Raw genomic sequence first — 23,675 nt, forward strand, 5'->3', positions numbered from 1 at the left:
AGTGACGGCTGGGCCCCTCCCCCGGCGTGTCGGTGCGAGCCACCCCGCATGATGGGCGCATGAGGGTGCTGCTGACGGGCTCGGCCGGTTTCATCGGGAGCGCGATCGCCACCGCGCTCGAGTCCGCCGGGCACGAGACGGTCCCCGTGGACCTGATGCTGCCCGCGGCCCACGGTCGCTCGGAGCCCCCGGCGGGCACCCACCGGCTCGACGTCCGCGACGCGCTCGAGTGGGTCGACCTGCTGCGCGGCGTCGACGCGGTGTGCCACCAGGCCGCCCTCGTCGGCGCGGGCGTGCGCGTGGGCGACCTTCCGTCGTACGCCTCGCACAACGACCTCGGCACCGCCGCCCTGCTGGCCGCGATGCACGAGGCGGGGGTCGCCTCGCTCGTCCTGGCCTCGTCGATGGTGGTCTACGGCGAGGGCCGCTACGAGTGCCCCGAGCACGGGCACCAGCAGCCTCCGCCGCGCGCGCGGGCAGCGTTGGACGCCGGCGACTTCGAGAACCACTGCCCCCACTGCGGCCGCGCGCTCACGTGGGCGCTCGTGGAGGAGAGCGCTCGCCTGGACCCGCGCAGCACCTACGCCGCCAGCAAGCTCGCCCAGGAGCACTACGCCTCCACGTGGGCGCGCCAGGCCGACTCCGCGGTCGTCTCGCTGCGCTACCACAACGTCTACGGACCGGGGATGCCGCGCGACACCCCCTACTCCGGGGTGGCGGCGATGTTCCGCTCCTCGCTCGAGCGCGGCGAGGCGCCCCGCGTCTACGAGGACGGCGGTCAGATGCGCGACTTCGTGCACGTCAGCGACGTCGCCGCGGCCAACGTGGCCGCTCTGGAGGCCGTGGTGGGCCTGCCCGCGGGCGGTGCGGCGGCCTACAACGTCTGCTCCGGCGAGCCGGTGACGATCGCGCGCGTCGCCGAGCTGGTGGCCGGCGGGACCGGCAGCGAGCTGGCGCCCGAGGTCACCGGCCAGTACCGCGCCGGCGACGTGCGCCACGTGGTCGCCTCCCCGCGCCTGGCGCGCGAGGAGCTGGGCTTCTCCGCCGCGGTGTCCCCCGAGGACGGCCTCCCGGCCTTCGCGACCGCACCGCTGCGGGACTGACCGGGCGCTACCAGCTCGTGTGGACCAGGTGCTGGAGCGCCAGGGCGGCGGCGAGCTGCAGGCCGAGCGCCGGGCCCCGCCACCGGGACGGCAGCGCGCTCGTCGCCACGAGCAGCCACGGGACGAACGGCAGCCAGATCCGCTCCACCTCCGCCTTGCTCATCTGCGAGGCGTCCGCCACGGCGATGGACGCCACGGCGGCGGCGACGAGCAGCAGGACCGGGCGCCCCAGGTCCGCGCGCCTGGCGGCCACCTGGCCGAGGCCGGCCCCGAGCACGGGGCCAGCGCTCAGGACCAGCGCCGCGAGGTTGGCCCAGATCCAGTACGACGCCGGCCGGTCGGACGCGACGCCGTCCCAGTAGCGCTCGCGCAGCACCGGGTAGGCCTCCCAGAGGGCGTAGCCCCCGGCGGCGAAGGCCAGCACGACCACGCACGCCGCAACGGCGGCGATCGGCAGCGGGCGCCAGGACCGAGCGGCCGCCAGCACCGCCAGCGCGAGCAGCCCCAGCAGGGGCAGGCCGTAGGACATCATCACGCAGCCTCCGAGCAGCAGCCCCGCGAGCGCTGCCCACGGCGCGGTCCTGGCCCACGAGGTGCGGGTCGCGGCGACCGCCAGCGACGCGAGGCCCCAGGCCGCGACGGCGGCGAACACGGCGTCGCCCGAGACGCAGAGCCACAGCGCCGCCGGCCCGAGCACCAGGAACGGAGCGGCGCGCCGGGCGGCGGCCTCCTCCCCCAGGGTCCGCAGCGTGGTGAGGACCGCGGCCGGGATCGAGGCGGCCACCAGCGTCACCACGAGCCCGGCGGCCCCGGCGCCGCCGAGGCCCAGGCGGTCCAGGACCACGAAGAACAGCAGGGCCCCGGGCGGGTGTCCGGCCACGTGCGTGGGCCAGTTGTCCTGGGAGTCCAGCGGGATCCGGGTGACCCACTCCTGCAGCGCGGCCGGGAAGTCGCTCGTGGCCCGCGCCGTCTCCAGGTACTCGTAGGGGTGCGCCAGGATCGAGGACACGCCGTCGACGCCGTCGACGAGAGCCAGGCTCAGCAGCCACGCCAGCCCGGCGACGTACGTCGCGACGAGGAGGAGCCGCCAGGGCAGCCGCTCGCCCGCGCGGACGGCGTAGCGCCACCCAAGCAGGGCGACCAGCACCGCGGGGACCGTGCCCTGTCCCACCCGCGGCTCCCACTGGGCGTGGAGCGGGGCGACGTCGTCGGGCCCGGGGTGCGCATAGGCGTAGACCGTCCAATCGAGCAGACCCGGGCCCAGGACGGCCGCGGCCACCAGCCCCAGCGCCACGGCGAGGCCGCCCCACATCGCCCGCGTCCTCGTCGCGACGTCCGGGGAGCCCGGGGCGGCGACGTCGGTCTGCATGCCCTCACCGTAGGGGCGGCACCCACGGCGGCCCTACGGTGAGGACATGCCTCCCGTCTGCGACCTGGTCCTGCCGTGCCGGGACGAGGCGCTCGCCCTGCCCGACCTGCTGGCCCTGGTGCCCCCGGAGTTCGCCGTGATCGTCGTGGACAACGGCTCCAGCGACGACACGGCCGCCGTGGCCGTCGGCCTGGGGGCGACCGTGGTCCACGAGTCCGTCCCCGGCTACGGCGCCGCGGTGCACGCCGGGCTGCTCGCCGCCACCCACGAGTACGTCGCGTTCATGGACGGCGACGGCTCCTTCGACCCCGCCGAGCTGCTGCCCATGCTCGAGGACGTGCGCTCGGGCGGCGCCGACCTCGCCGTCGGCCGTCGGCGCCCGGTCAACCACCGCGTGTGGCCGTGGCACGCACGGCTCGGCAACCGCCTCATCGTCGCGTGGCTGCGGCGTCGCATCGCCATGGACGCCCACGACATCGCGCCGATGCGGCTGAGCCGACGCGACGCCCTGCTGGCCCTCGACGTGCGGGACCGGCGCTTCGGCTACCCGGTGGAGCTCCTGCAGCGGGCGACCGACGCCGGCTGGAGGCTGGTCGAGCGGGACGTGACGTACCTGCCGCGGGCCGAGGGCACCCGCTCCAAGGTGTCCGGCTCGGTGAGCGGCACGCTGCGCACCGCCCGCGACTTCTGGAGGGTGCTGTCGTGAGCCGCGTCCTGGTGGTCGCCAAGGCCCCGGTCGCGGGTGCGGTGAAGACCCGGCTGGGTGCCGACATCGGCCTCGCGCAGGCGGCGGAGGTGGCGGCGGCCGCGCTGCTCGACACGCTGCAGGCCTGCGCCGACGCGTTCCCCTCCGGCCATCGGCACCTGGCCCTGGCCGGGAGCCTCGCGACCGCCGTGCGCGGCGCCGAGCTCGAAGAGGCGCTCCGGGACTGGGACGTCTTCGCCCAGGAGGGCGACGGCTTCGCCGAGCGCCTCGTGCACGCGCACGCCGTCGTCGCCGGGCGCGGCGAGGGACCGGTGGTCCAGATCGGGATGGACACCCCGCAGGTGACGACCGAGCTGCTGCTGGCGGCCGCCGACGCACTGGGCGAGCCGGACGGCGCAGAAGCCCACGACGGCGTGCTCGGCCCCGCCGACGACGGCGGCTGGTGGGTGCTCTGCCTGCGCGACGGCCGGGCCGCGGCCCCGCTGGCGACGGTCCCGATGTCCACGCCGACGACGTACGACGACACCTGGCGCGCCCTCGAGGCCGCCGGGCTGCGGCTGGCGGTGACCTCGGTCCTGAGCGACGTGGACACCGTGTCCGACGCGGACGCGGTGGCCGCGCTGGCCCCGGACGGGCGCTTCGCCGAGGTGTGGGGGCGTCTGAGAGCCACCTGAGATTGCGGTGTGGGTCGTCACATCGGCAATCCGTACGGCCGTGCGGACCGAATCCCCTTGCGACAGGCACGAAAAAGCCATCGTGAAGGACACATCCCCATGCGCACCAACCACAAGCGCTTCATCGGCGGCCTCGCGGCTGCCGCCCTGCTCACCCTCCCCCTGACCGCCTGCGGCACCGAGAACGAGACCGACGCTCCCGTCAACGGCGGCTCCTCCGCCTCCGCCGAGGCTCCCGAGCCGGTCGCGTCCATCGACGCCCTGACCGGTGAGAGCACCGCCATCGCCCTCGACCAGGGCTTCGTCGACGCCCTCACCACCCTCAAGCTCACCCCCGGAGTCACCGGCGACGCCAAGCTCACCGACGGCTCCCTGATCTTCCCCATCACCGGCGGCAACGTCTCGGTCTTCGAGCCCGGCTCGGTCCCCAACTACGTCGTGGGCCAGATCCAGCACGAGAACTCCGGCCTCTCACTCACCGCCGGAGACACCAAGGTCGAGCTCACCAACTTCAACGTCGACCCCGGCGTCTCCCGCGTCTACGGCGACGTCAGCGTCAACGGCAAGACCGTCGTCACCAGCGCGTTCCTCTTCAACCTCGACGGCTCCACCCTCGAGCCCCTCAAGACCGAGGGCACCAACGCCATCCTCACCGGCACCCAGGTCCAGATCTCCGACGTGGCCGCCCCCCTGCTCAACGACACCTTCAAGACCGACGCCGTCAAGCCCGGCCTCCTGGTCGGCATCGCCACCATCACGGTCGCCACCAAGTGACCTCCCGTCCCCACGCCCGTGGGGACGCCGTCGAGCAGGCGGCGTCAGGGGTCACGGTGCTCGGTTGCACCGAGGCCTTCGACGCCGCCTTCTCCGGGCTCGCCTGCGAGGTCGTCCGGGCCGACGGCACCATGCGGCCGCTGGCCACGCAGTCGTGGCTGGGCGAGGCATCCGTCACGGACGTCGCCCTCTTCGTGGAGCCGTGCCACGGCCCCACCCTGGACGTCGGGTGCGGACCCGGCCGGCTGACGAGCGCCCTGGCGTCCCGTGGTGTCGAGGTGCTCGGCATCGACAGCTCCACCGAGGCCGTCCGCCTCACCCTGGCGCGCGGCGCCATGGCACTGCACCTGGACGTGTTCGCCCCGCTGCCCATCGGCACCTCCTGGAGCCACGTGCTGCTCGCGGACGGCAACGTCGGCGTCGGCGGCGACCCCGTCGCGCTGCTCCGTCGCGTGCGCGAGCTGCTGGACGAGAACGGCACGGTGCTGGTGGAGCTCGCCCCGAGCGGCGTACGGTCAGGGCCCGAGCAGCTCCGCCTCAAGGTGGGAGACACCATCAGCACCCCGTTCCCCTGGTCCGTCGTCGGAGTCGACGACATCGAGCAGGTCGCATCGGGGGCGGGGCTCATCGTCATGGGCGTCCGCGAGCTCGACGGCCGGGTCGTGGCCACCCTCCGTCCGCGCGGCGCCTGAGCTCACCGTGACGGAGGAACGGACCGACTACGGGTTCCCCGCCCGCGCCTGGGCGGGGATCGCCCGCCGCCGCCCGCCCGGCCTCGACCGGGTCGCGTGGCGCAGCCCCCTGCGGGGGCCGTGGCTGACCTCGGTCCTCGGCGCGGTGCTGCTGGCCTCGATCCCGGTGGTGATCCTCACCGGCCTGCTCTCCTACGTCGCCTACGGCGAGCAGGCGCGGCCGAGCGACGTGGGCTGGCTGCACCTGCCGATGTTCGACTGGCCGACCGACCCCTCGTGGCTGTTCCGCCTCACGCAGGGCCTCCACGTCGGCCTCGGCCTCGTGCTGGTGCCGGTCGTCCTGGCCAAGCTCTGGTCGGTGATCCCGCGGCTGTTCGCCTGGCCGCCGGCGCGCTCCGCGGCGCAGGCCCTCGAGCGGCTCACGCTGCTGATGCTCGTGGGCGGGCTGCTGTTCGAGATCGTGACCGGCGTCCTGAACATCCAGTACGACTACGTCTTCGGCTTCAGCTTCTACACCGCGCACTACTACGGCGCCTGGGTGTTCATCGTCGGCTTCGTCTCCCACGTGGCCCTCAAGCTGCCCACGATGGTCCGCTCGCTCCGCACCCGCTCGCTGCGCGAGGAGCTGCGCACCCGGCGCGCGGACACCAGGCCCGAGCGCGTCGCGCCCGATGACGGCGCCGGTCTCGTGGCCGCCGACCCCGCGGCGCCGACGATGAGCCGGCGCGGCCTCCTCGCGCTCGTCGGTGGGGGCTCGCTGCTGACCTTCGCCCTCACCGCCGGCCAGACCGTCGGCGGGCCCACCCGCCGGCTGGCCCTGCTCCTTCCCCGTGGCCTCGACAGCGGCGACGGGCCCCTCGACTTCCCCGTCAACAAGACCGCCGAGGCCGCGGCGATCGTCACCGCCTCCACCGGGGCGACGTGGCGGCTCTCCCTGGAGGGCGACGGCCCGACGGTGACCCTGGACCGCGAGCAGCTCCTGGCGATGACGCAGCACACCGCCGTGCTCCCGATCGCCTGCGTCGAGGGCTGGTCGACCACCCAGACGTGGACCGGCGTCCGCCTGCGCGACCTCGCCGCCCAGGTCGGCATCGGGGAGCCCACCGGCGCCTTCGTGAAGTCGCTCCAGGAGCAGGGCGCCTTCAAGGCAGCCGATCTCAACGCCGGCCAGGTGAGCCACGCGGACGCGCTGCTCGCCCTCCAGGTCAACGGCGTCGACCTCTCGCTCGACCACGGATTCCCGGCCCGCATCATCGTCCCGGCCATGCCCGGCGTCCTGAACACCAAGTGGGTCGCCTCGATCCGCTTCGAGGGCTCCTGATGTCGTCGCCCAGGAGCACCCGCTGGTCACGCGCCTACGGCGCCTCCGGCTGGCACCTCGCGCTGATGCTCGGGAGCCTCGTGGTCGTCGCCTACGTCGTCGCGACGGTCGGCCTCGATGCCCTGTGGGACCCCGACGTCTGGTGGCAGTCGATCGCGGTCTGGTTCGTCGGCGCGGTGGTGCTGCACGACCTGGTCCTTTTCCCCCTCTACGCCCTGGCCGACCGGCTCCTGACCCGGGGCCGGACGACGGCGCCGGACCCCGCGCGCGTGCCCCTCGTCAACCACGTGCGGGTGCCCTCGCTGGTGGCGGCCCTGACGTTCCTGCTGTTCTTCCCCGGCATCCTCCGGCGGGGCGGCGACACCTACGTCAACGCCACCGGCCTCGACCAGGACCCGTTCCTCCTCCGCTGGCTCCTGCTCGTGCTGGCGGCCTACTTCGTCAGCGCCGCGGTCTACGCCGTCAGGTGGGTCCGGGTGCGCCGCTGACCCCGGGGCCACGGAGGGCACGGCGCCAGGGGTCAAGCTCGCCCGAGGGGGTACCTGCGACCAGCCGCAGCGAAAGGGGTGCCGCACATGATCGACTCTCTGCGCCAGGTGCAGGTCGTCGGTGCCCTGGCCCGTCTGGCCGGCAACGGCGGGTGGGCCGAGATCCTCGCCGGCGAACCGCTTCAGGGCACCCTGGACGTGGCCGACGCGCGACTCCTCATCGCGGCCGACGTGCTCCACGAGCACGCGGACGGCCGGCTGGAGCCCGTCGAGCTCCATCCCTGGTACGACGACCCGTCAGTGCTGGCCAGCGGGCTGACCGCCGAGCTGCGGCGGGCGCTGCGCCACGGCACCGGGGCCGACCAGCCGACCGGCGGCGACCCCGACGAGATCGTCGCCATGGGCATGGCCAGCCAGTCCGTGGCCGCGATCCTCGCCGAGGCGGTGCTGCCCCTGCTCACCCAGACGCGGGACCGCTTCGCGGACGGCACGGCGCGCTTCCTCGACGTGGGTGTGGGCACCGGCGCGATCGCCGAGACCCTGTGCCGGCGCTTCCCCGGCACCCGTGCCGTCGGCCTCGACATCTCGCAGGAGGCCCTGACGATGGCCAGGGACCGGATGAGCGCCGCGTCCCTCGAGCACCGGGTCGAGCTGCGGGAGCTGTCCGTCGTGGACCTCGACGACGTCGACCTCTACGACCTGGCGTGGGTGCCGCAGGTCTTCCTCGCCCGCGACGACCTGGAGCGCGGCCTCCACCGCGTGCTGGCCTCGTTGCGGTCGGGCGGATGGCTGGTCATGCCCGTGGCCGCACCCGGCGACGACTGCAGCCGGCTGGAGGCCGCCGCGGTGGCGCACGACGCGGCGCTGCGGGGCGGCGGAGCCATGTCGGTGGAGTCCGCGCTGGCGCTCCTGACCTCCGCGGGCTTCGAGGACGCGTGGGACATGCGGGGCGTCTCCCAGTCCCTGACGTTCGCCCGCAAGCCCTGACCCTCCGCCCGGAGGCCGGCGGCCGGCGGTCAGCGGCGGGCGCCTCGCGCGTCACCCGGGGGTCCGGTCCCGGCGGACGAGGTCCGCCACGCGGCGGGCCCCGTCGTCCAGGACGGACTCACGACACTGCGAGACGGTCGGGTCCTTGCGTGCGCAGCGCAGGTGCATGCCACGACCGTGCTGGACGTCGAGGGCCGATCGTGGCCACCCCCAGGCCGTCGGTGTCGGTCCAGTCGAGCTCGACGTAGTAGTCGCCGCTGGTCGAAGACACCCGTCCGGCGAGCTCGTCGTCGGACGGCCACCTGAGAAGGTGCTGAGTTTCCGGGGATCTGCAATCCGTAGGTCGCGCGGTGGCGGATGACTCTCGACACCAACACGAAGTCAACTGTTAGGAAATCTCATGCGCACCACCCACAAGCGCTTCATCGGCGGCGTCGCCGCCGCAGCACTGCTGGCCTTCCCGCTGGCCGCCTGCGGCAGCGACGACGACTCCACCAGCTCGTCGAGCTCCTCGGAGTCGTCCGCCCCCGCGAAGGCTCCCGAGCCGGTCGCGTCCATCGACGCCCTGACCGGTGAGAGCACCGCCATCGCCCTCGACCAGGGCTTCGTCGACGCCCTCACCACCCTCAAGCTCACCCCCGGAGTCACCGGCGACGCCAAGCTCACCGACGGCTCCCTGATCTTCCCCATCACCGGCGGCAACGTCTCGGTCTTCGAGCCCGGCTCGGTCCCCAACTACGTCGTGGGCCAGATCCAGCACGAGAACTCCGGCCTCTCACTCACCGCCGGAGACACCAAGGTCGAGCTCACCAACTTCAACGTCGACCCCGGCGTCTCCCGCGTCTACGGCGACGTCAGCGTCAACGGCAAGACCGTCGTCACCAGCGCGTTCCTCTTCAACCTCGACGGCTCCACCCTCGAGCCGCTGAAGACCGAGGGCACCAACGCCATCCTCACCGGCACCCAGGTCCAGATCTCCGACGTGGCCGCCCCCCTGCTCAACGACACCTTCAAGACCGACGCCGTCAAGCCCGGCCTCCTCGTCGGCATCGCCACCATCACGGTCGCCACGAAGTAACACCTCCTCCCCACCCACTGGGGAAGGACACAGACGAGGCGGCGTCCGAAGGCCCGGTGCTTGTGACACCGAGGCCTTGGACGCCGTCTCTTCTCGCGCTTCGTCCCGACGGACGCGGCACCAGCCCTGGGTGCTAGCCCAGCCACTCCTCCAGTGCGTCCACCACGGAGTCGGGGTGGTCCGCGAAGATGCCGTCGACGCCCGCGTCCAGCAGGGCGTGCACCTCCGCGCGCACGTCACCCTTCGCGTTCGGGTCCGTGCCTCGCCGGAAGTTCGTCGCCATGAACTGGTTCTCGTCGCGCACGGTCCACACGTGCACGACCAAACCCCGTCGGTGCGCGTCACGAACCACCGCGCTGGGCGCGCCCGCGGCACCGGTCGCCGGGTCGCGCGGGAGGACCAGGTCCTTGTGCGCGCCCAGCCCGTCGGCGTACCGGGCGATGGTGTCGAGACCGCGCGGCGTGACCAGGTCGCGGTAGGTGCGCGGGTCGCCCGCGGCGACCAGGTCGTACGGCGCACCGGCGGCGTCGACCAGCTGCGCCAGCGGCACCGCGGTCATCCGGTCGAGGTCGCGCAGGTTCGCCGTCTCGAAGCTCTGGATGATCACCTTCGACCGCTTGCGGTCGAGCCCGAAGCGATCGAGCGTCCGCACCAACGGCTCCTCCAGGGAGAGCCCGATCGAGTCGAAGTAGGTCGGGTGCTTCGTCTCGGGGTAGACCCCGATGCTCCGCCCCGTCCGCCGGGACTCCTCGCGCACCAGCTGCAGCACCTCGGTGAGGGTGGGGATCTCGAAGCGGCCGTCGTAGCGGGTGTTGTCGGGGCGCACCAGCGGCAGCCGCTCCTTGGCGCGCAGCGTCTTCAGCTCCGCGAGCGTGAAGTCCTCGGTGAAGAAGCCGGTGACGGCACGGCCGTCGATCGTCTTGGTCGTGCGCCGGCCGGCGAACTCCGGGTGGTCCGCGACGTCGGTGGTGCCGCCGATCTCGTTCTCGTGCCGGGCGACCAGCACCCGGTCCTTGGTCGAGACGAGGTCCGGCTCGACGTAGTCGGCGCCGAGCCGGATGGCGAGGCGGTAGGACGCGAGCGTGTGCTCGGGGCGGTAGCCGGACGCGCCGCGGTGCCCGACCACGACCGGGTCAGCGCGGTGCGGTGCCTGGTGCGCGCGGGCGGTGCCCGCCTCGGCGCTGGCGGGAACGGTCGCGAGCGCCGGCGCCATCGCGAGGGCGACGAGCGGCAGGAGGAGGGGGCGATGACGGAGGTGCTTCCGAGAGGTCATGCCACCAGGCTTGCCGACCCCGGTGACGACCGCGCGTGCCCCAGGTGAACCTGCGGCGTACTCACCGCCCCGAGCCCGGGGGTCGAGGAAGGACGACGTCCTGTCTCGAAACCTCGCCCCGGAGGACCGCCCTCCCCCGGGGGTTTCGAGACGGTCGCTGCGCGACCTCCTCAACCCACGATCGGTGCGCGACCTGGTCAACCCACGGTCGGTGCGCGACGTAATCGACCCACGACCCCCTCGGGTCAGGCGTCGATGACGATCGGGATGACCAGCGGGCTGCGGCGGAAGGTCTTGTGCGCCCAGCGACCGATGTCGCGCGCGAGCATCTGCTCGAGCTGACGCGCGTCGCCGATGCCCTCGCGGGCGGCGTGCGCGAGCGTCTTCTCGATGACCTGGACCGCGGGGTCGAAGGCCTTCGGCTCGTGCACGAAGCCACGCACCAGGAAGTCCGGCGGGTCGGCCAGCTGACCGGAGTCGGCGTCGACGATGGCCAGGACCGTGACGACACCCTCCTCGGCGAGGGTGCGGCGGTCCTTGAGGGTCGCCTCGGTGACGCCGCCGACGGTCTGCGCGTCGACGTAGATGTTGCCGGCCTGCACCTTGCCGGTGATCGTGGCCTTGCCCTGGTGGAGGTCCACCACGACGCCGTCCTCGGCGAGGACGACGTTCTTGGGGTCCATGCCGGTGGCGATCGCCAGGTCGGCGTTGGCCCGCAGGTGGCGGTACTCGCCGTGGACCGGCATCACGTTCTTGGGCTTGACGATGTTGTAGCAGTAGACGAGCTCGCCGGCGCTGGCGTGGCCCGAGACGTGCACCTTGGCGTTGCCCTTGTGGACCACGTTGGCGCCCCAGCGGGTGAGGCCGTTGATGACGTTGGAGATGGCGTTCTCGTTGCCGGGGATGACCGAGCTGGCCATGAGGATCGTGTCGCCCTCGCCCACGCGGATCTTGTGGTCACGGTTAGCCATGCGCGACAGCGCGGCCAGCGGCTCGCCCTGCGAGCCGGTGCAGATCAGCGTCACCTTGTTGGGCGCCATCTTCTCCAGCTGGGCCAGCGGGACGATGAGGTTCTGCGGGACCTTGAGGTAGCCCAGGTCCTGGGCCACGCCCATGTTGCGCACCATCGAGCGGCCGACGAAGGAGACCTTGCGGCCGTGCTCGTGGGCGGTGTCGAGCACCTGCTGGATGCGGTGCACGTGGCTGGCGAAGCTGGAGACGATCACGCGGCGCGGCGCCGTGCGGAAGACCTTCTCGATCGCCGGCGCGAGCTCGCGCTCGGAGGTCGTGAAGCCCGGCACCTCGGCGTTGGTGGAGTCGGTGAGGAACAGGTCCACGCCCTCCTCGCCGAGGCGGGCGAAGCCGCGCAGGTCGGTGATGCGCTTGTCCAGCGGGAACTGGTCCATCTTGAAGTCGCCGGTGTGCAGGACCGTGCCGCCCTGGGTGCGGATGGCCACGGCGAGCCCGTCGGGGATCGAGTGGTTGACCGCGAGGAACTCCAGGTCGAAGGGCCCGAACGACTTGCGGTCGCCCTCGGCGACCTCGTCGCGGACCGGTCGGATCTGGTGCTCCTTGAGCTTCTCGGTGATCAGCGCGAGCGTCAGGCGCGAGGCGATGACCGGGATGTCGCGGCGCTCGCGCAGAAGGTACGGCACGCCGCCGATGTGGTCCTCGTGGCCGTGCGTGAGCACGATGCCGACGATGGACTCGAGGCGGTCCCGGATCCAGCTGAAGTCGGGCAGGATCACGTCGACGCCGGGCTGGTGCTCCTCGGGGAAGAGCACGCCGCAGTCGACGACGAGCAGCTTGCCGTCGAACTCGAAGACGGTCATGTTGCGGCCGATCTCGCCGAGGCCGCCGAGCGCGACGACGCGCAGGGCGTCCTTCGCGAGCTTCGGGGGCTTCTGGAGCTCGGGGTGGGGGTGGCTCACGTGGTGGTCCGTTCTGGAGAGGCGGAGCTGGGCTCCATGGTCAGCCACCACTCGCGGGCAGCTGTTCTAGCAAGATGTCGGGGTGGTCGCGCTTCGCGGTGTGCGCGCGCCACTTGTCCGGGAAGAGAGCGAGGTAGGCGCCGTCGGAGCGGCGCATGACCTCGACGCCGCGCACGGTGCCGAGGGCCTCGACGCCGTCGGCGTCGGTGAGCATGGCGAGCTGGTAGTCGAGGCGCTCGAGCCGGATGGCGGCGCCGTACTCGGACTCCATGCGGGCGCTGACGACCTCGAACTGCATCGGGCCGACCGCCGCCAGCACCGGCGCCTGGTCGCCGCGGAGGTCGGAGCGCAGCACCTGCACGACGCCCTCCTGGTCCATCTGCTCGATGCCGCGGCGGAACTGCTTGTAGCGGCCGGTGTCGGCGGCGCGCGCCGACATGAAGTGCTCGGGCGCGAAGCTGGCGATCGGCGGGTAGCGCACGGGGCGACCCTCGTAGATCGTGTCACCGACCCGCAGCGCGGAGGCGTTGACCAGGCCGACGATGTCGCCGGGCAGCGCGGTCTCGACGACCGAGCGCTCGCGGCCGAAGACGGCCTGGGCGTACTTGGTCGCGAACGGCTTGCCGGTCTCGCCGTGGTTGACCACCATGCCGCGGTGGAAGACACCCGAGCAGACGCGGGCGTAGGCGAGCCGGTCGCGGTGGTTGGTGTCCATGCCGGACTGCACCTTGAACACGAACGCGCTGAAGTCCTCGTCGACCTCGCGGCGGGTGCCGTCGACGGCCTCGGTCGCCGACGGCGGCGGGGCCAGCTCGAGGAGCACCTCGAGGAGCTGGGCGACCCCGAAGTTCTGCAGCGCCGAGGCGAACAGCACCGGGGTGGTGCGCCCTGCGAGGAAGCGCTCCTGGTCGTGGTCGGCGCCGTCCATCTCGAGCAGCTCGTGACCCTCGAGGGCCGCCTCCCACGCGTCGCCGGCCATCGCGCCGGCCTCGTCGGCGGGGACGTGGCGCTCGGGAGCGCGCGTCGCGCCGCCCGCCGTACGCGTGAAGTGGATGAAGTCTCCGCTGCGGCGGTCCAGGACGCCCTGGAACTCCCCGGACTGCCCGACCGGCCAGGTGAGCGGGGTCGGCTTGAGCCCGATCTCCTTCTCGATCTCGTCCATGAGCTCGAGGGCGTCGAGGCCGGGGCGGTCCCACTTGTTGATGACGGTGACGACCGGGATCCCGCGGTGGGCGCAGACCTGGAAGAGCTTGAGCGTCTGCGGCTCGAGGCCCTTGGCCGCGTCGACGAGCATCACGGCGGAGTCGACGGCCGATAGGACCCGGTAGGTGTCCTCGGAGAAGTCGGAGTGGCCGGGAGTGTCGACCAGGTTGACCACGTGGTCGCGGTAGTCGAACTGCAGCGCGGCCGAGGTGATCGAGATCCCGCGCGAGCGCTCCATCTCCATCCAGTCCGACACGGTCCCCCGCCGGCCCGCCTTGCCGTGCACCGCTCCGGCCTCCGAGATCACGCGTGCGTGCAGCGCGAGGGCCTCGGTGAGGGTCGACTTGCCGGCGTCGGGGTGGCTGATCACCGCGAACGTGCGGCGCGGGCGGGTGTCGGTCGTGCTGGTCATCGGGTCAAGACTCTCAGGTCGGGGGTCAAAACCCGTAACGGGCGAGACTCGCGCGACCACGTTCCGCAGAATTAACGTCCCGAATGGCTGTCATTTCCACCGGTTCAGGAGCAACAGGCGTGTAATGGGGCCCACGGGCAGGCTCGACGACCTGGCCACGGCACGCGGACGGGTCTCGGGAGGTCACGATGCACCACCGGCTGGGCACGCTCACCACCATCGCGTCCACGCTGCTGCTGGCCGTGGCGACGCTCAGCGGCAGCGCCCAGGCTCGCACCGCCGGGGCGCCGCACACCGCCGCGGGGACCACCTCGACCACCGGCGCGCACGGCACCCCGACAGCCTGGCGGCCCGCGGCACCGCGGTCCCGGAAGGCCCCCGCGCGGGCGCCCAGCGGCTCGGGGGTGATGGCCCTGGACTGGACCGACCTGGACGACACCCCTCAGCGCGCCGCCGGGGACTACCTGGTCATGCAGCCCTGGGAGTACGCCCGCATCCCGGCGCTCAAGGCGGCCAACCCGCGCCTGCGGGTGCTGATGTACAAGGACGCGGCCGCCACCGTGGTCGAGCCCCACGAGACGGGTCTCTACCCGACGGGCGTCGGCTACCGCGAGGCGTCCGCGCACCCGTGGTGGTTCCTCAGCGACGCCCAGGGTCACCGGCTGGAGTGGTCGGACTGGCGCGGGCTCTACCCGATGAACGTCGCCAACCCCTCCTACCAACGCGCCTGGGGCGACAACGTCCTGGCCGAGCTGCAGGCGCACGACTGGGACGGCGTCTCGATCGACGACACCCTCACCTACCTCAGCCACCCCACCGTCGACGACCGGGTCTCGACGCAGATCCCCGACGACGCCGCGATGTACCGCGCCAGCGAGTCCTTCCTCGCCCACGTCGGCCCCCGGCTCCGCGACGCCGGCTACCTCGCCGTCCCCAACGTCACGGTCGAGTGGGACACCTGGAGCTCGACGCTGAGCGACTGGAGCCGCTACGTGTCCGGCTGGGAGAACGAGTACTTCGTCAAGTGGGGGCTGGACCGCGAGACCCGCTTCGACGACGCCGACTGGGAGTGGAAGATGCGGATGGCCGCCTGGTGCGCGCAGCGGCGGCTCCCGCTGCTGGCGATCACCTACAGCAGCCGCTCGGACCACGCGACGATGCGCTACCACCGCGCCACCTGGCTGCTGACCTGGAACGGCCGTACCGGCGCGAGCATCTTCGTGCCCTCCGAGGAGGGGGCGAGCCACTGGTCGCCCCGCGCCAACACGCGCCTCGGCGCACCCCGCGGCGCGGCACGGCAGCGGGCCGGGGTGTGGCGGCGCAGCTACACGCGCGGGCTGGTCCTGGTGAACCCGACGACCCGCGCGCGCCGCGTGGCCGTGCCCCGGGGCTACCGGACGACGAGGGGCAAGGTCATCCGGACCGTGCGCCTCGGCCCCCGTACGGCGCGCCTGCTGCGCCGCTGAGGTCCACCGCGGGCGGGCCGGTTCAGCGCGGCGCCACCCGGAAGACCGGCCACCGCGGGACCGAGCAGGTCCGGAGGTTCCTGACCAGGGCCGGCGTCAACCGCCTGGAGGGCGACTTCCCCGGCGGCGTCGTGGACCTGCGCTACCGCTTCACCCTGGCCGACGACCTCGTCGCCGAGCTCGTCATCGCCCCCTGAGGTGTCACGGCGCCGAGGGGTCGACGCCGAGGTTGACCTCGCGGTCGTCGTTCTCGTCGGTCGCGCGTTCGCACTGACCTTCGAGGTCGCACCGGACCACGGTCGAGACGTAGACCGTCTCGCCGCTGGCGTCGTCGCCGACGCCCACGCTCACCTCGGCGAGCACGTGGCCGTCGTCCTCGAAGTAGGGCGCCGAGTCCATCTCGACCCAGGCGGTGCACCGCCGCGGGCGGCCCGTGCACCGCGCGAAGATCTCCTCGAGGTCGGCGAGCTCGGGGGCGATCGCGAAGGGGATCTTGACCACGACGGACTTGTCGGCCACGGTCCTCACCTGCACGAAGTAGCGGTCCTCGCCACCCCCGGCGTCCTCGAAGCCGATCGAGACCCGGTGGACGCCGTCCGGGGAGAGGGCGCCGGCATCGGCCGGCAGCTCGGCCTTGCCGAAGTAGACGTCGAGCGCGGCCTGGTCGGCGGGATCGAGGTCGGAGGGCTCGTCGGGAGTCGTCAGCTTCTGCAGCTGCTCCCCGGTGCGCACGTCGATCTCCCAGATGACTCGCTGCCCGGTGCCGCGGTCGTCGTAGTTCACCCAGAGGTGGCCGGTCTCCTCCACCAGGACGGGCGGGTAGCTGTAGGTCTCGTAGCCGCCCTTGCCCAGCCGTTGCGCGTGGCCGGACTCGTCGACGGCCCAGAAGCTGGTGAGGAAGTCGCCCGGAGCGCTCCCGGTGACCACGACCCGCCCGTCGACGGTGCCCATCATCTGCACGCTCGTCCCGGGCAGGTCCGTCTCGAGCGGTCGCCCGTCGATGACGAGGGTCGTGCCGACGGTGTGGTCGATCGCCGGCGGCTCCCCCATCGCGAGCTCGAACGGGTCGACGACGCCGTCGGGGAGCGGGGCGGACTTCGGGGTGAACGGCGCCTTCGACGGCGGCTCGGACGACGGCGACGAGGCCTTCTCCTCGGACGGCTGCTCCTCCCCACACGCTGCGAGGGCGCCGGCGAGGGCCGTGACCGTGACGGCGACGAGCGCCATCCGGCGGAGTCGGGGACGGAGCGACATGGAGGTCTCCTCGAGAAGGCGCGGCGGGCGACGGCAGTCGCCACCAGGTAGGACGCGCTGGCGCACGGGGAAGTTGCCCCGATCCGGGGTCCGTCACACGCGCGAGAGCCGCCCCGACCGAGGTCGGGGCGGCTGACGTGCTTCAAGAGGGCGAACGAGTGGAGCTGGCGGGAATCGAACCCGCGTCCTCGAGCGTCGAACCAGGTCTTCTCCGGGTGCAGTTCGTGATGTCGCTTTTCTCGGCCCCGGGGCTCGCACGAACACGTCCCCGACAGGCTCAGTCACGGAAAAGTCCCGCTCAACCTCCGCGACGCGGATTGAGCAGCAAGCCTCCTAGATGACGCCAGTACCCGGGACGGAGACAGGTGCCCGGACTGACGCTTCGATCACTGCTCAGGCAGCGAGAGCGAAGGAACTGCGATTGGTGTTGGCAGTTATAGGTTTCCAACGAGCGTTTACGAGATGACGTTGGCTCCTCGACCCGCTTCTCCTGGAACTAACGTCCCAAGTCGAAACCGATCAGCCCCTCTTGAGTTATGACCTCAGTCTACGGGGTGCGGAGCCAGGTCACGAACCGGTTGTCCGGCGTGAGGGGTTTCGAGACGGTTGCTGCGCAACCTCCTCAACCCCCGGAGGCCCGGACATTCCCGGTGCCGAAGAGCCTCGTCCCGTTGTGCCAGCAGACGTCGCGCAGCCAGTCGTCGCCGAGGTCGAGGCGGGCCAGACCCTCGAGCTGCTCGACGTAGGGGTAGGGGATCGTCGGGAAGTCGCTCCCGAGCAGCACCTTGGGCTGGAGGTCCCGCAGCCGCGGCACGAGCTCCGCGGGGTAGGGCATGGCGAAGAACTCGGTGAACATCATCGTGGTGTCCAGGTGGACCCGCTCGTAGGTCTCGGCCATGGCCAGGAACTCCGCGCACTCGGGCGCGCCCATGTGGGCCACGACGACGCACAGCCGCGGGAAGCGCTCCAGCACGCGGCGCAGCGGGTCGGGTCCGGTGAAGGCGTTGCCGACCGGGCCGGACCCGGCGTGGATCACGACCGGCGTGCCGGCGTCCTCGAGCGTGCCCCAGACCGCGTCGAGCAGCGGGTCGTCGAGGTGGAACTCCCCCACCTGCACGTGCACCTTGAAGACCTCGACGCCCTCGTCGACGAGCCTGGCGACGTACGACGGCGCCTCGGGCTCCGGGTAGAACGTCGCGGAGCGCAGCACCTCGGGCACCCCCGCGGCGAAGTCGCGCGACCAGTCGTTGAGGTAGCCGGCCACACCGGGCTTGTGGGCGTAGGGCAGCGTCGAGAAGCGACGGACGCCGAAGCCGCGCAGCACCTCGACCCGCTCCTCGTGGGAGAGCCGGTAGCGGATCGGCCAGTCGCGCCCGATCTTCGGCCCGGCGGAGTCGAAGACGGCGTAGACCGCGCGCTGGATGTTCTCGGGGAGGAAGTGGACGTGGACGTCGAACAGGCCGGGCAGGCCGAGTCGCTGCCAGAAGTCGCGGACGGCTGTCGTGTCCGGGTGGGGTGGTTTCGAGACGGGACTTCGTCCCTCCTCAACCACCGGGAGCTCCCCGCCGGGGGTTGAGGAGGTTGCGCAGCAACCGTCTCGAAACCCCTACCCCGTCAGTCACGCATGCCCTTCGCGCGGCGGCCGATGGCCTGCTCGACCTCGCGGGTGGCCTGGCGCTCGGCGAGGGAGTGCCGCTTGTCCCAGGACTTCTTGCCCTTGGCGAGCCCGATCTCGACCTTCGCCCGACCGTCGACGAAGTAGAGGGCCAGCGGGATGACCGTGAGGCCCTTCTCGTTGACCCGGCGCTCGATCTTGTCGATCTCGACCCGGTTGAGCAGCAGCTTGCGCTTGCGGCGCGCCGGGTGGTTGGTCCAGGTGCCCTGTGTGTACTCCGGGATGTGGACGCCGTGCAGCCAGGCCTCGTGGTCGTCGATGTCCACGAATCCGTCGACCAGCGACGCGCGGCCCAGCCGCAGCGACTTCACCTCGGTGCCCTGCAGGACCATCCCGGCCTCGTAGGTGTCCTCGATGTGGTAGTCGTGGCGCGCCTTCTTGTTCTGCGCGACGATCTTGCGCCCCTGCTCCTTCGGCATCTGACCAGTCTCTCAGGCGAGGTCAATCGGATAGCGGGCGCAGGGGCCTCAGGTCGGTCAGAGGAACTTCATCGGGTCGACGGGGTCGCCGTTGACCAGGATCGTGAAGTGCAGGTGGCAGCCCGTGGACCAGCCGGTGTTGCCGGCGTAGCCGACGACGTCGCCGCGCTTGATGCGCTGCCCCTCGGAGGCCTTGTAGCCGGAGAGGTGGTTGTAGACGGCGGTGAGGTTCTTGCCGTTGTACTGGCCCAGGTTGAGGTAGAGCCGGTTGCCGTAGACCGAGGAGTAGTAGGTGTCCATCACGGTGCCGGTCGCGACCGCCCGCAGCGACTGCCCGCAGGACACCCCGAAGTCGGTGCCGTCGTGGAGGCCGTAGTAGCCGTAGATCGGGTGGATCCGGTAGCCGAACGGCGAGGTGATGCGGCCGTCGGCCGTGGGGGCGTCCAGGATCCCGTTGGTGCCGCCCCGGTAGCCGCCGCTGCCGGCGCGCGCCGCGGCGGCGAGGATCTGGTCCTTGATCTGGGCCTCGCGCTGCTTGAGCTTGCGCAGGACCCGGGCGTCGTGGGCGCGGGCGCTGACCGCCCTGGCACGGGCGGCGCGGGTGGTGACGAGCAGCCCGACCACGCTGGCACGGGCGTCGCGCGCCTTGACGACCAGGTCGCGCACCATGGCGAGGTTGGCGGCCGCGTCGGCGCGACGGTCCTCCATGTCCTCCTTGGCGCTCTCGACCAGCGTCTCGCGGGCGGCGAGCTGGATCTCGGCCGCGTGCAGACCGGCGTACGCGCGGTCCTGGCGGCCCACGATCGCGTCGGTCGCACCCATCTGGCGGACGACGTCCTCGGGCGTCTTGGCGTTCATCAGCGAGGAGAGCGCCAGCAGGTGCGGGTCGCCGCTCTCGTAGAGCTCGGTGACGGTGTCGACGACCTCGCTGCGCTGGTCGGCCAGGGCGGCCTGCCCGTCGGCCAGGTCCTGCCGGGCCTGCGCGAGGGCCTCCTCGGCCTCGACCAGCTTGGCCTGCATCGCGGCGTCCTGGGCCTGCGCGGTGACGAGGCGGGCCTTGACGTCCGCGAGGTTGGCCCGCGCCGTCGAGAGCTGGGCGCGTACGCCGTCCAGGCGGGCCGTGGCGCGCTGCACGCGCTTGCTCGCCTCGCCCAGGTCGTCGTGGACCTGGTCGATCTGCCTCTCGACGTGCTTCTGCTTGTCCTTGAGCGGGTCGTCGGCGGCGTTGGCCAGGGGGACGGCCGCCCCGCCGAGGGCGGCGGCGGTGACGAGAGCGGTCACGACGGCGCGCTGACGCGACGCGCTGGGGAAGTAGCGCACAGGTATTGCCTTCGGCGTTCGGGGAAGTGAACGCTCCAACCGTAGGCGGCGCAGGTCAGACTTTGATGTATTTGCGCGTCAGTAGGAGTGTCGGCAGCACGGTGAGCACCGGACCGAGGATGCCGATGACCGCGACGGCCACGCCGTACTCCGGCCAGCCGATCCACGGGATGAACTCCAGCTCGCTGCTGAGGTCGTCGATGATGCCGTACTTCACGAGCGCCGCCAGGGCGCCCGCGGCCAGTGCGACCCCCAGGAAGGCGGTCACCAGGGCCTCCATCAAGAACGGCAGCGCGATGTAGAGGGTCGAGGCCCCCACCAGTCGCATGATCCCGATCTCCTTGCGGCGCGCGAGGGCCGCAAGCCGGATGGTGTTGGCGACCAGCAGCAGCGCGGCCAGCACCAGGAAGCCCGCGATCGCCCACGAGGCGATCTTGATGCGGTCGATGGTGCTGAGGATCGGCCCGACGACCTCGCGCAGGTCCTGCACGCCCGCGACGCCGGGCAGGCCGACGACCTGGCTGGTGATGCCTTGGTACTCGTTGGGGTCCTCGAGGGTGATCCAGATGGACTCGGCCATGTCGTCGGCCGTGAGGGCCGCGTCCGGGCCCTCGAACCGCTCGTCGCCGTAGAGGTCCTTGACCTTCTCGAAGGCCTCCTCCTTGGACTCGAGGTACCAGGTGTCGACCTCGGGGCTGTCCTCGACGACGTCCTGGACGGCCTGCTTCTGCGGCTCGGTGACCTCCGCGTCGCACGAAGGGTTGTCGTCACCGTCACGGCAGAGGTAGACGGTGATCTGGAGCTCGCTGCCCCACTGGTCGGCGGCGGCCGCGGCCTGCTGGTTGAGCAGGGCGCCGAAGCCGACCAGGGTCAGCGACACGAAGAGGGTGAGGACGACCGCGATGTGCATCGAGACGTTGCGGCGCAGCCCCTGGCGGAGCTCGGTGAACGAGTGGCGCAGCTGCATGCTCACACCACCTCCGAGCCGTAGGAACCGGTGGCCTCGTCGCGGGTGACCCGACCGTGGTCGAGCTCGATGACGCGCTTCTGCATCTGGTCGACGACGGAGTTGTCGTGGGTGGCCATGAGCACGGTGGTGCCGGTGGCGTTGATGCGGTCGAGCAGGTTCATGATCCCCGCGGACGTGGTGGGGTCGAGGTTGCCGGTGGGCTCGTCGGCGATCAGGATCATCGGCCGGTTGACGAAGGCGCGCGCGATCGCCACGCGCTGCTGCTCTCCGCCGGACAGCTCGTCGGGCAGGCGGTCGCCCTTGTCCTGCAGGCCGACCAGCTCCAGCGTGCGCGGCACGACGTCGCGGATCTCGTCCTTGGGACGGCCGATCACCTGCAGGGCGAACGCGACGTTCTCGCTGACCGTCTTGTTGGACAGCAGCCGGAAGTCCTGGAACACGGTGCCGATCTGGCGGCGCAGGCGCGGGACCTTCCAGCCCGCGAGCCGGTTGACCTCCTTGCCCGCGACGTGGACGCGCCCGGAGGTGGGACGGGACTCCCGCAGCACCAGGCGCAGCGCCGTCGACTTGCCGGAGCCGGAGGCGCCGACGAGGAAGACGAACTCGCCCTTCTCGATGTCGATCGACACGTTGTCGAGGGCGGGCCTTCCGGGGCCGGGATAGGTCTTGGTGACCTTCTCGAAGCGAATCACTGAATCGACAGTAGCCGAGCAGGCAGCGCCCGTCCGGGACCCCCCGCCGCACCTCCCGGGGGTGTGGCGGAGGTCGCTTCCGTATCGTGGCCGCGTGCCCGTCGTCCGTCATCTCGCGCTCGCCCTCGCCGCGACCGCCCTCGCGGTGGGAGGCGGCGTCGCGCTGGCCGACGTCCCGCAGGACACCGGGAAGAGCACCGCGGAGCCCAGCGTGCCGTTGACGGACTTCGACACGACCGAGCTGGTCGCAGCGCGTGCGGCCTTCTGCGACGACCTCCCCGAGACGGCCGTCACCGAGGCGCTGGACGGCGAGCCGGTCGACGAGGCCGCCTACGGCAGCGGCGACCGCGCCGACCTCACCCCCCGCGTCGAGGACGTCGCGCACGAGTTCGGCTGCTCGTGGCAGGGCGAGGACGGGGTGGTGGCGCGCGCGTGGCTGTTCGTGCCGCCCGTGACGCCCGCGAGGGCGGACTCGCTGGTGGCCGCCGCCCGCAAGCAGCGGGGCTGCACGCCGGAGGCCGGCGCCCCGGCGTACGGCGTGCCGTCGCTGGCCCTGGTGTGCACGGCGGGCGGCGAGCGCACGCAGTCCTACCGCGGACTCTTCGGCGACGCGTGGTTGACCTGCGAGCTGTCGGCCCCCACCACCGTGACCCCCGCGGCCCTCGCCGACCGGGCCGGTCGCTGGTGCGTCAGCGTGGCGTCGGCCGTCGAGGTCACCGGCTGAGCGTCGGAGCTAGTTGGCCTCGGCCTTGTCGGCGCCGCGGCGCCAGCGGATGCCGGCCTCGAGGAAGCCGTCCAGGTCGCCGTCGAAGACCGCCGTCGGGTTGCCGACCTCGTAGCCGGTGCGCAGGTCCTTGACGACCTGGTAGGGGTTGAGCACGTAGTTGCGCATCTGGTCGCCCCAGCTGGCCTGGACGTCGCCGCGCAGGCCGTCGAGGTGGGCCTTCTCCTCGGCCTTCTTGCGCGCGAGCAGCTTGGCCTTGAGCACGACCATCGCGCTCGCCTTGTTCTGGAGCTGGCTCTTCTCGTTCTGGCAGGACACGACGGTGCCGGTGGGGATGTGCGTGAGCCGGACCGCGGAGTCGGTGGTGTTGACCGACTGGCCGCCCGGACCGCCGGAGCGGTAGACGTCGACGCGGATCTCCTCGTCGGGGACCTCGATCTCGTCGGTCTGCTCGAGCACCGGGACGACCTCGACCGCGGCGAAGCTGGTCTGGCGGCGGCCCTGGTTGTCGAAGGGGCTGATCCGCACCAGTCGGTGGGTGCCGGCCTCGGAGGTGAGGGTGCCGTAGGCGTAGGGAGCGTGGATGGCGAAGGTGGCCGACTTGAGGCCGGCCTCCTCGGCGTAGGAGGTCTCGAACACCTCGACCCCGTAGTCGTGCTGCTCGGCCCAGCGCACGTACATCCGCATCAGGCTCTCCGCGAAGTCCGCGGCGTCGACGCCACCGGCGCCGGAGCGGATGCTGATCAGCGCCTCGCGGGCGTCGTACTCGCCGTTGAGCAGGGTGCGGACCTCGAGGCCGTCGACGGCCTTCTGGATGCGGCCCAGCTCGACCTCGGCCTCGGCCAGCGTCTCGTCGTCCCCGGCCTCCCGCCCGAGCTCCACGAGCGCCTCCAGGTCCTCGATCCGGTCGCCGAGCGCCTTGAACCGGTCGACGGTGCCCTGCAGGAAGGAGAGCCGACCGGTGACCCGCGTCGCGTTGGCCTGGTCGTCCCAGAGGTCGGGTGCGGCGACCTGCTCGCCGAGGTCGGCGATCTCGGTGCGCATGTTGTCGATGTCGAGCACCTGCTCGATGGTGTGCATCGTCGCCTGGAGCTGCTTGATCTCGGAGTCGTAATCGGGTCCTGCCACGCTGACCCACATTACG

Annotated in this window: 22 protein-coding genes and 1 other RNA gene; 11 read left to right on the forward strand and 12 right to left on the reverse strand. The window is 72.0% G+C overall.

Annotated elements, in window-relative coordinates; translation table 11 throughout:
* Nucleotides 1–59 precede the first annotated feature (59 nt).
* A complete protein-coding gene (locus tag E4622_RS07365) occupies nucleotides 60–1,103 on the forward strand; it encodes an NAD-dependent epimerase/dehydratase family protein (RefSeq protein WP_134739480.1) in 1,044 nt (347 codons plus the stop codon).
* A 7-nt stretch (nucleotides 1,104–1,110) separates the two neighbouring features.
* Here E4622_RS07365 and E4622_RS07370 read toward each other — a convergent pair whose 3' ends face one another.
* Complete coding sequence (locus E4622_RS07370; RefSeq protein ID WP_245155936.1) at nucleotides 1,111–2,472, reverse strand: hypothetical protein; 1,362 nt, start codon at nucleotides 2,470–2,472, stop codon at nucleotides 1,111–1,113.
* Nucleotides 2,473–2,518: 46 nt separating this feature from the next.
* On the opposite strand from E4622_RS07370, the gene E4622_RS07375 reads away from it, so the two are divergent.
* The 8 genes from E4622_RS07375 (at nucleotide 2,519) to E4622_RS07410 (ending at nucleotide 9,192) form a co-directional block, all read left to right on the forward strand.
* On the forward strand, nucleotides 2,519–3,178 hold the full coding sequence (locus E4622_RS07375; protein ID WP_134739481.1) for a glycosyltransferase family 2 protein: 660 nt from the start codon (nucleotides 2,519–2,521) through the stop codon (nucleotides 3,176–3,178).
* On the forward strand, nucleotides 3,175–3,852 hold the full coding sequence (locus tag E4622_RS07380) for a DUF2064 domain-containing protein (RefSeq protein ID WP_134739482.1): 678 nt from the start codon (nucleotides 3,175–3,177) through the stop codon (nucleotides 3,850–3,852). Before E4622_RS07375 ends, E4622_RS07380 begins: the two co-directional genes overlap by 4 nt.
* Before the next feature lie 99 nt (nucleotides 3,853–3,951).
* Entirely contained in the window at nucleotides 3,952–4,626 is a 675-nt protein-coding gene (locus E4622_RS07385; RefSeq protein ID WP_134739483.1) for a hypothetical protein, read from the forward strand.
* Nucleotides 4,623–5,318: a class I SAM-dependent methyltransferase gene (locus E4622_RS07390; RefSeq protein ID WP_209021837.1), complete on the forward strand. Its 696-nt coding sequence runs from the start codon at nucleotides 4,623–4,625 to the stop codon at nucleotides 5,316–5,318. Before E4622_RS07385 ends, E4622_RS07390 begins: the two co-directional genes overlap by 4 nt.
* Nucleotides 5,319–5,325: 7 nt before the next feature.
* On the forward strand, nucleotides 5,326–6,639 hold the full coding sequence (locus E4622_RS07395) for a molybdopterin-dependent oxidoreductase (protein ID WP_134739484.1): 1,314 nt from the start codon (nucleotides 5,326–5,328) through the stop codon (nucleotides 6,637–6,639).
* Nucleotides 6,639–7,127 (forward strand): hypothetical protein, encoded by a 489-nt coding sequence (locus tag E4622_RS07400; RefSeq protein WP_134739485.1) that lies wholly within the window; start codon nucleotides 6,639–6,641, stop codon nucleotides 7,125–7,127. The genes E4622_RS07395 and E4622_RS07400 overlap by 1 nt, the downstream gene beginning before the upstream one ends.
* Nucleotides 7,128–7,214: 87 nt before the next feature.
* The gene (locus E4622_RS07405; protein WP_134739486.1) at nucleotides 7,215–8,114 is read left to right on the forward strand and encodes a class I SAM-dependent methyltransferase; all 900 of its coding nucleotides are present in this window, start codon (nucleotides 7,215–7,217) and stop codon (nucleotides 8,112–8,114) included.
* Between the two features lie 400 nt (nucleotides 8,115–8,514).
* Nucleotides 8,515–9,192, forward strand: coding sequence for a hypothetical protein (locus E4622_RS07410; protein ID WP_134739487.1), 678 nt, complete (start codon nucleotides 8,515–8,517; stop codon nucleotides 9,190–9,192).
* Nucleotides 9,193–9,325: 133 nt separating this feature from the next.
* On the opposite strand, the gene E4622_RS07415 is transcribed toward E4622_RS07410, so the two are convergent.
* From E4622_RS07415 to E4622_RS07425, 3 genes are all read right to left on the reverse strand, one after another.
* Entirely contained in the window at nucleotides 9,326–10,465 is a 1,140-nt protein-coding gene (locus E4622_RS07415; RefSeq protein WP_134739488.1) for a glycerophosphodiester phosphodiesterase, read from the reverse strand.
* A 245-nt stretch (nucleotides 10,466–10,710) separates the two neighbouring features.
* Entirely contained in the window at nucleotides 10,711–12,396 is a 1,686-nt protein-coding gene (locus tag E4622_RS07420) for a ribonuclease J (RefSeq protein ID WP_134739489.1), read from the reverse strand.
* A gap of 40 nt (nucleotides 12,397–12,436) precedes the next feature.
* A complete protein-coding gene (locus E4622_RS07425; protein ID WP_134739491.1) occupies nucleotides 12,437–14,011 on the reverse strand; it encodes a peptide chain release factor 3 in 1,575 nt (524 codons plus the stop codon).
* A 188-nt stretch (nucleotides 14,012–14,199) separates the two neighbouring features.
* Here E4622_RS07425 and E4622_RS07430 point away from each other — a divergent pair, with 188 nt between their 5' ends.
* Complete coding sequence (locus E4622_RS07430; RefSeq protein WP_134739493.1) at nucleotides 14,200–15,477, forward strand: putative glycoside hydrolase; 1,278 nt, start codon at nucleotides 14,200–14,202, stop codon at nucleotides 15,475–15,477.
* Between the two features lie 201 nt (nucleotides 15,478–15,678).
* Here E4622_RS07430 and E4622_RS07440 read toward each other — a convergent pair whose 3' ends face one another.
* From E4622_RS07440 to ftsE, 7 genes are all read right to left on the reverse strand, one after another.
* Nucleotides 15,679–16,731, reverse strand: coding sequence for a hypothetical protein (locus E4622_RS07440; protein WP_134739495.1), 1,053 nt, complete (start codon nucleotides 16,729–16,731; stop codon nucleotides 15,679–15,681).
* 156 nt (nucleotides 16,732–16,887) lie between these two features.
* Nucleotides 16,888–17,258, reverse strand: a transfer-messenger RNA (tmRNA) gene (ssrA, locus tag E4622_RS07445).
* A gap of 95 nt (nucleotides 17,259–17,353) precedes the next feature.
* Nucleotides 17,354–18,283, reverse strand: coding sequence for an amidohydrolase family protein (locus E4622_RS07450; RefSeq protein WP_134739496.1), 930 nt, complete (start codon nucleotides 18,281–18,283; stop codon nucleotides 17,354–17,356).
* A gap of 62 nt (nucleotides 18,284–18,345) precedes the next feature.
* Nucleotides 18,346–18,825, reverse strand: a complete 480-nt coding sequence (smpB, locus tag E4622_RS07455) for an SsrA-binding protein SmpB (protein WP_134739498.1) — start codon at nucleotides 18,823–18,825, stop codon at nucleotides 18,346–18,348.
* Nucleotides 18,826–18,882: 57 nt separating this feature from the next.
* Nucleotides 18,883–20,145 (reverse strand): M23 family metallopeptidase, encoded by a 1,263-nt coding sequence (locus tag E4622_RS07460; RefSeq protein WP_134739499.1) that lies wholly within the window; start codon nucleotides 20,143–20,145, stop codon nucleotides 18,883–18,885.
* Nucleotides 20,146–20,200: 55 nt separating this feature from the next.
* On the reverse strand, nucleotides 20,201–21,112 hold the full coding sequence (ftsX, locus tag E4622_RS07465) for a permease-like cell division protein FtsX (protein WP_134739501.1): 912 nt from the start codon (nucleotides 21,110–21,112) through the stop codon (nucleotides 20,201–20,203).
* 2 nt (nucleotides 21,113–21,114) lie between these two features.
* Nucleotides 21,115–21,807, reverse strand: coding sequence for a cell division ATP-binding protein FtsE (gene ftsE / locus E4622_RS07470; protein ID WP_134739503.1), 693 nt, complete (start codon nucleotides 21,805–21,807; stop codon nucleotides 21,115–21,117).
* A 94-nt stretch (nucleotides 21,808–21,901) separates the two neighbouring features.
* Between ftsE and E4622_RS07475 the strand changes: the two genes are divergently transcribed.
* Nucleotides 21,902–22,531, forward strand: a complete 630-nt coding sequence (locus tag E4622_RS07475) for a hypothetical protein (RefSeq protein WP_134739505.1) — start codon at nucleotides 21,902–21,904, stop codon at nucleotides 22,529–22,531.
* A 9-nt stretch (nucleotides 22,532–22,540) separates the two neighbouring features.
* On the opposite strand, the gene prfB is transcribed toward E4622_RS07475, so the two are convergent.
* Nucleotides 22,541–23,659, reverse strand: a complete 1,119-nt coding sequence (gene prfB, locus E4622_RS07480) for a peptide chain release factor 2 (protein WP_134739507.1) — start codon at nucleotides 23,657–23,659, stop codon at nucleotides 22,541–22,543.
* Between the last annotated feature and the right edge of the window lie 16 nt (nucleotides 23,660–23,675).

Source organism: Nocardioides sp. 503 (assembly GCF_004522095.1).
Classification (GTDB): Bacteria; Actinomycetota; Actinomycetes; order Propionibacteriales; family Nocardioidaceae; genus Nocardioides.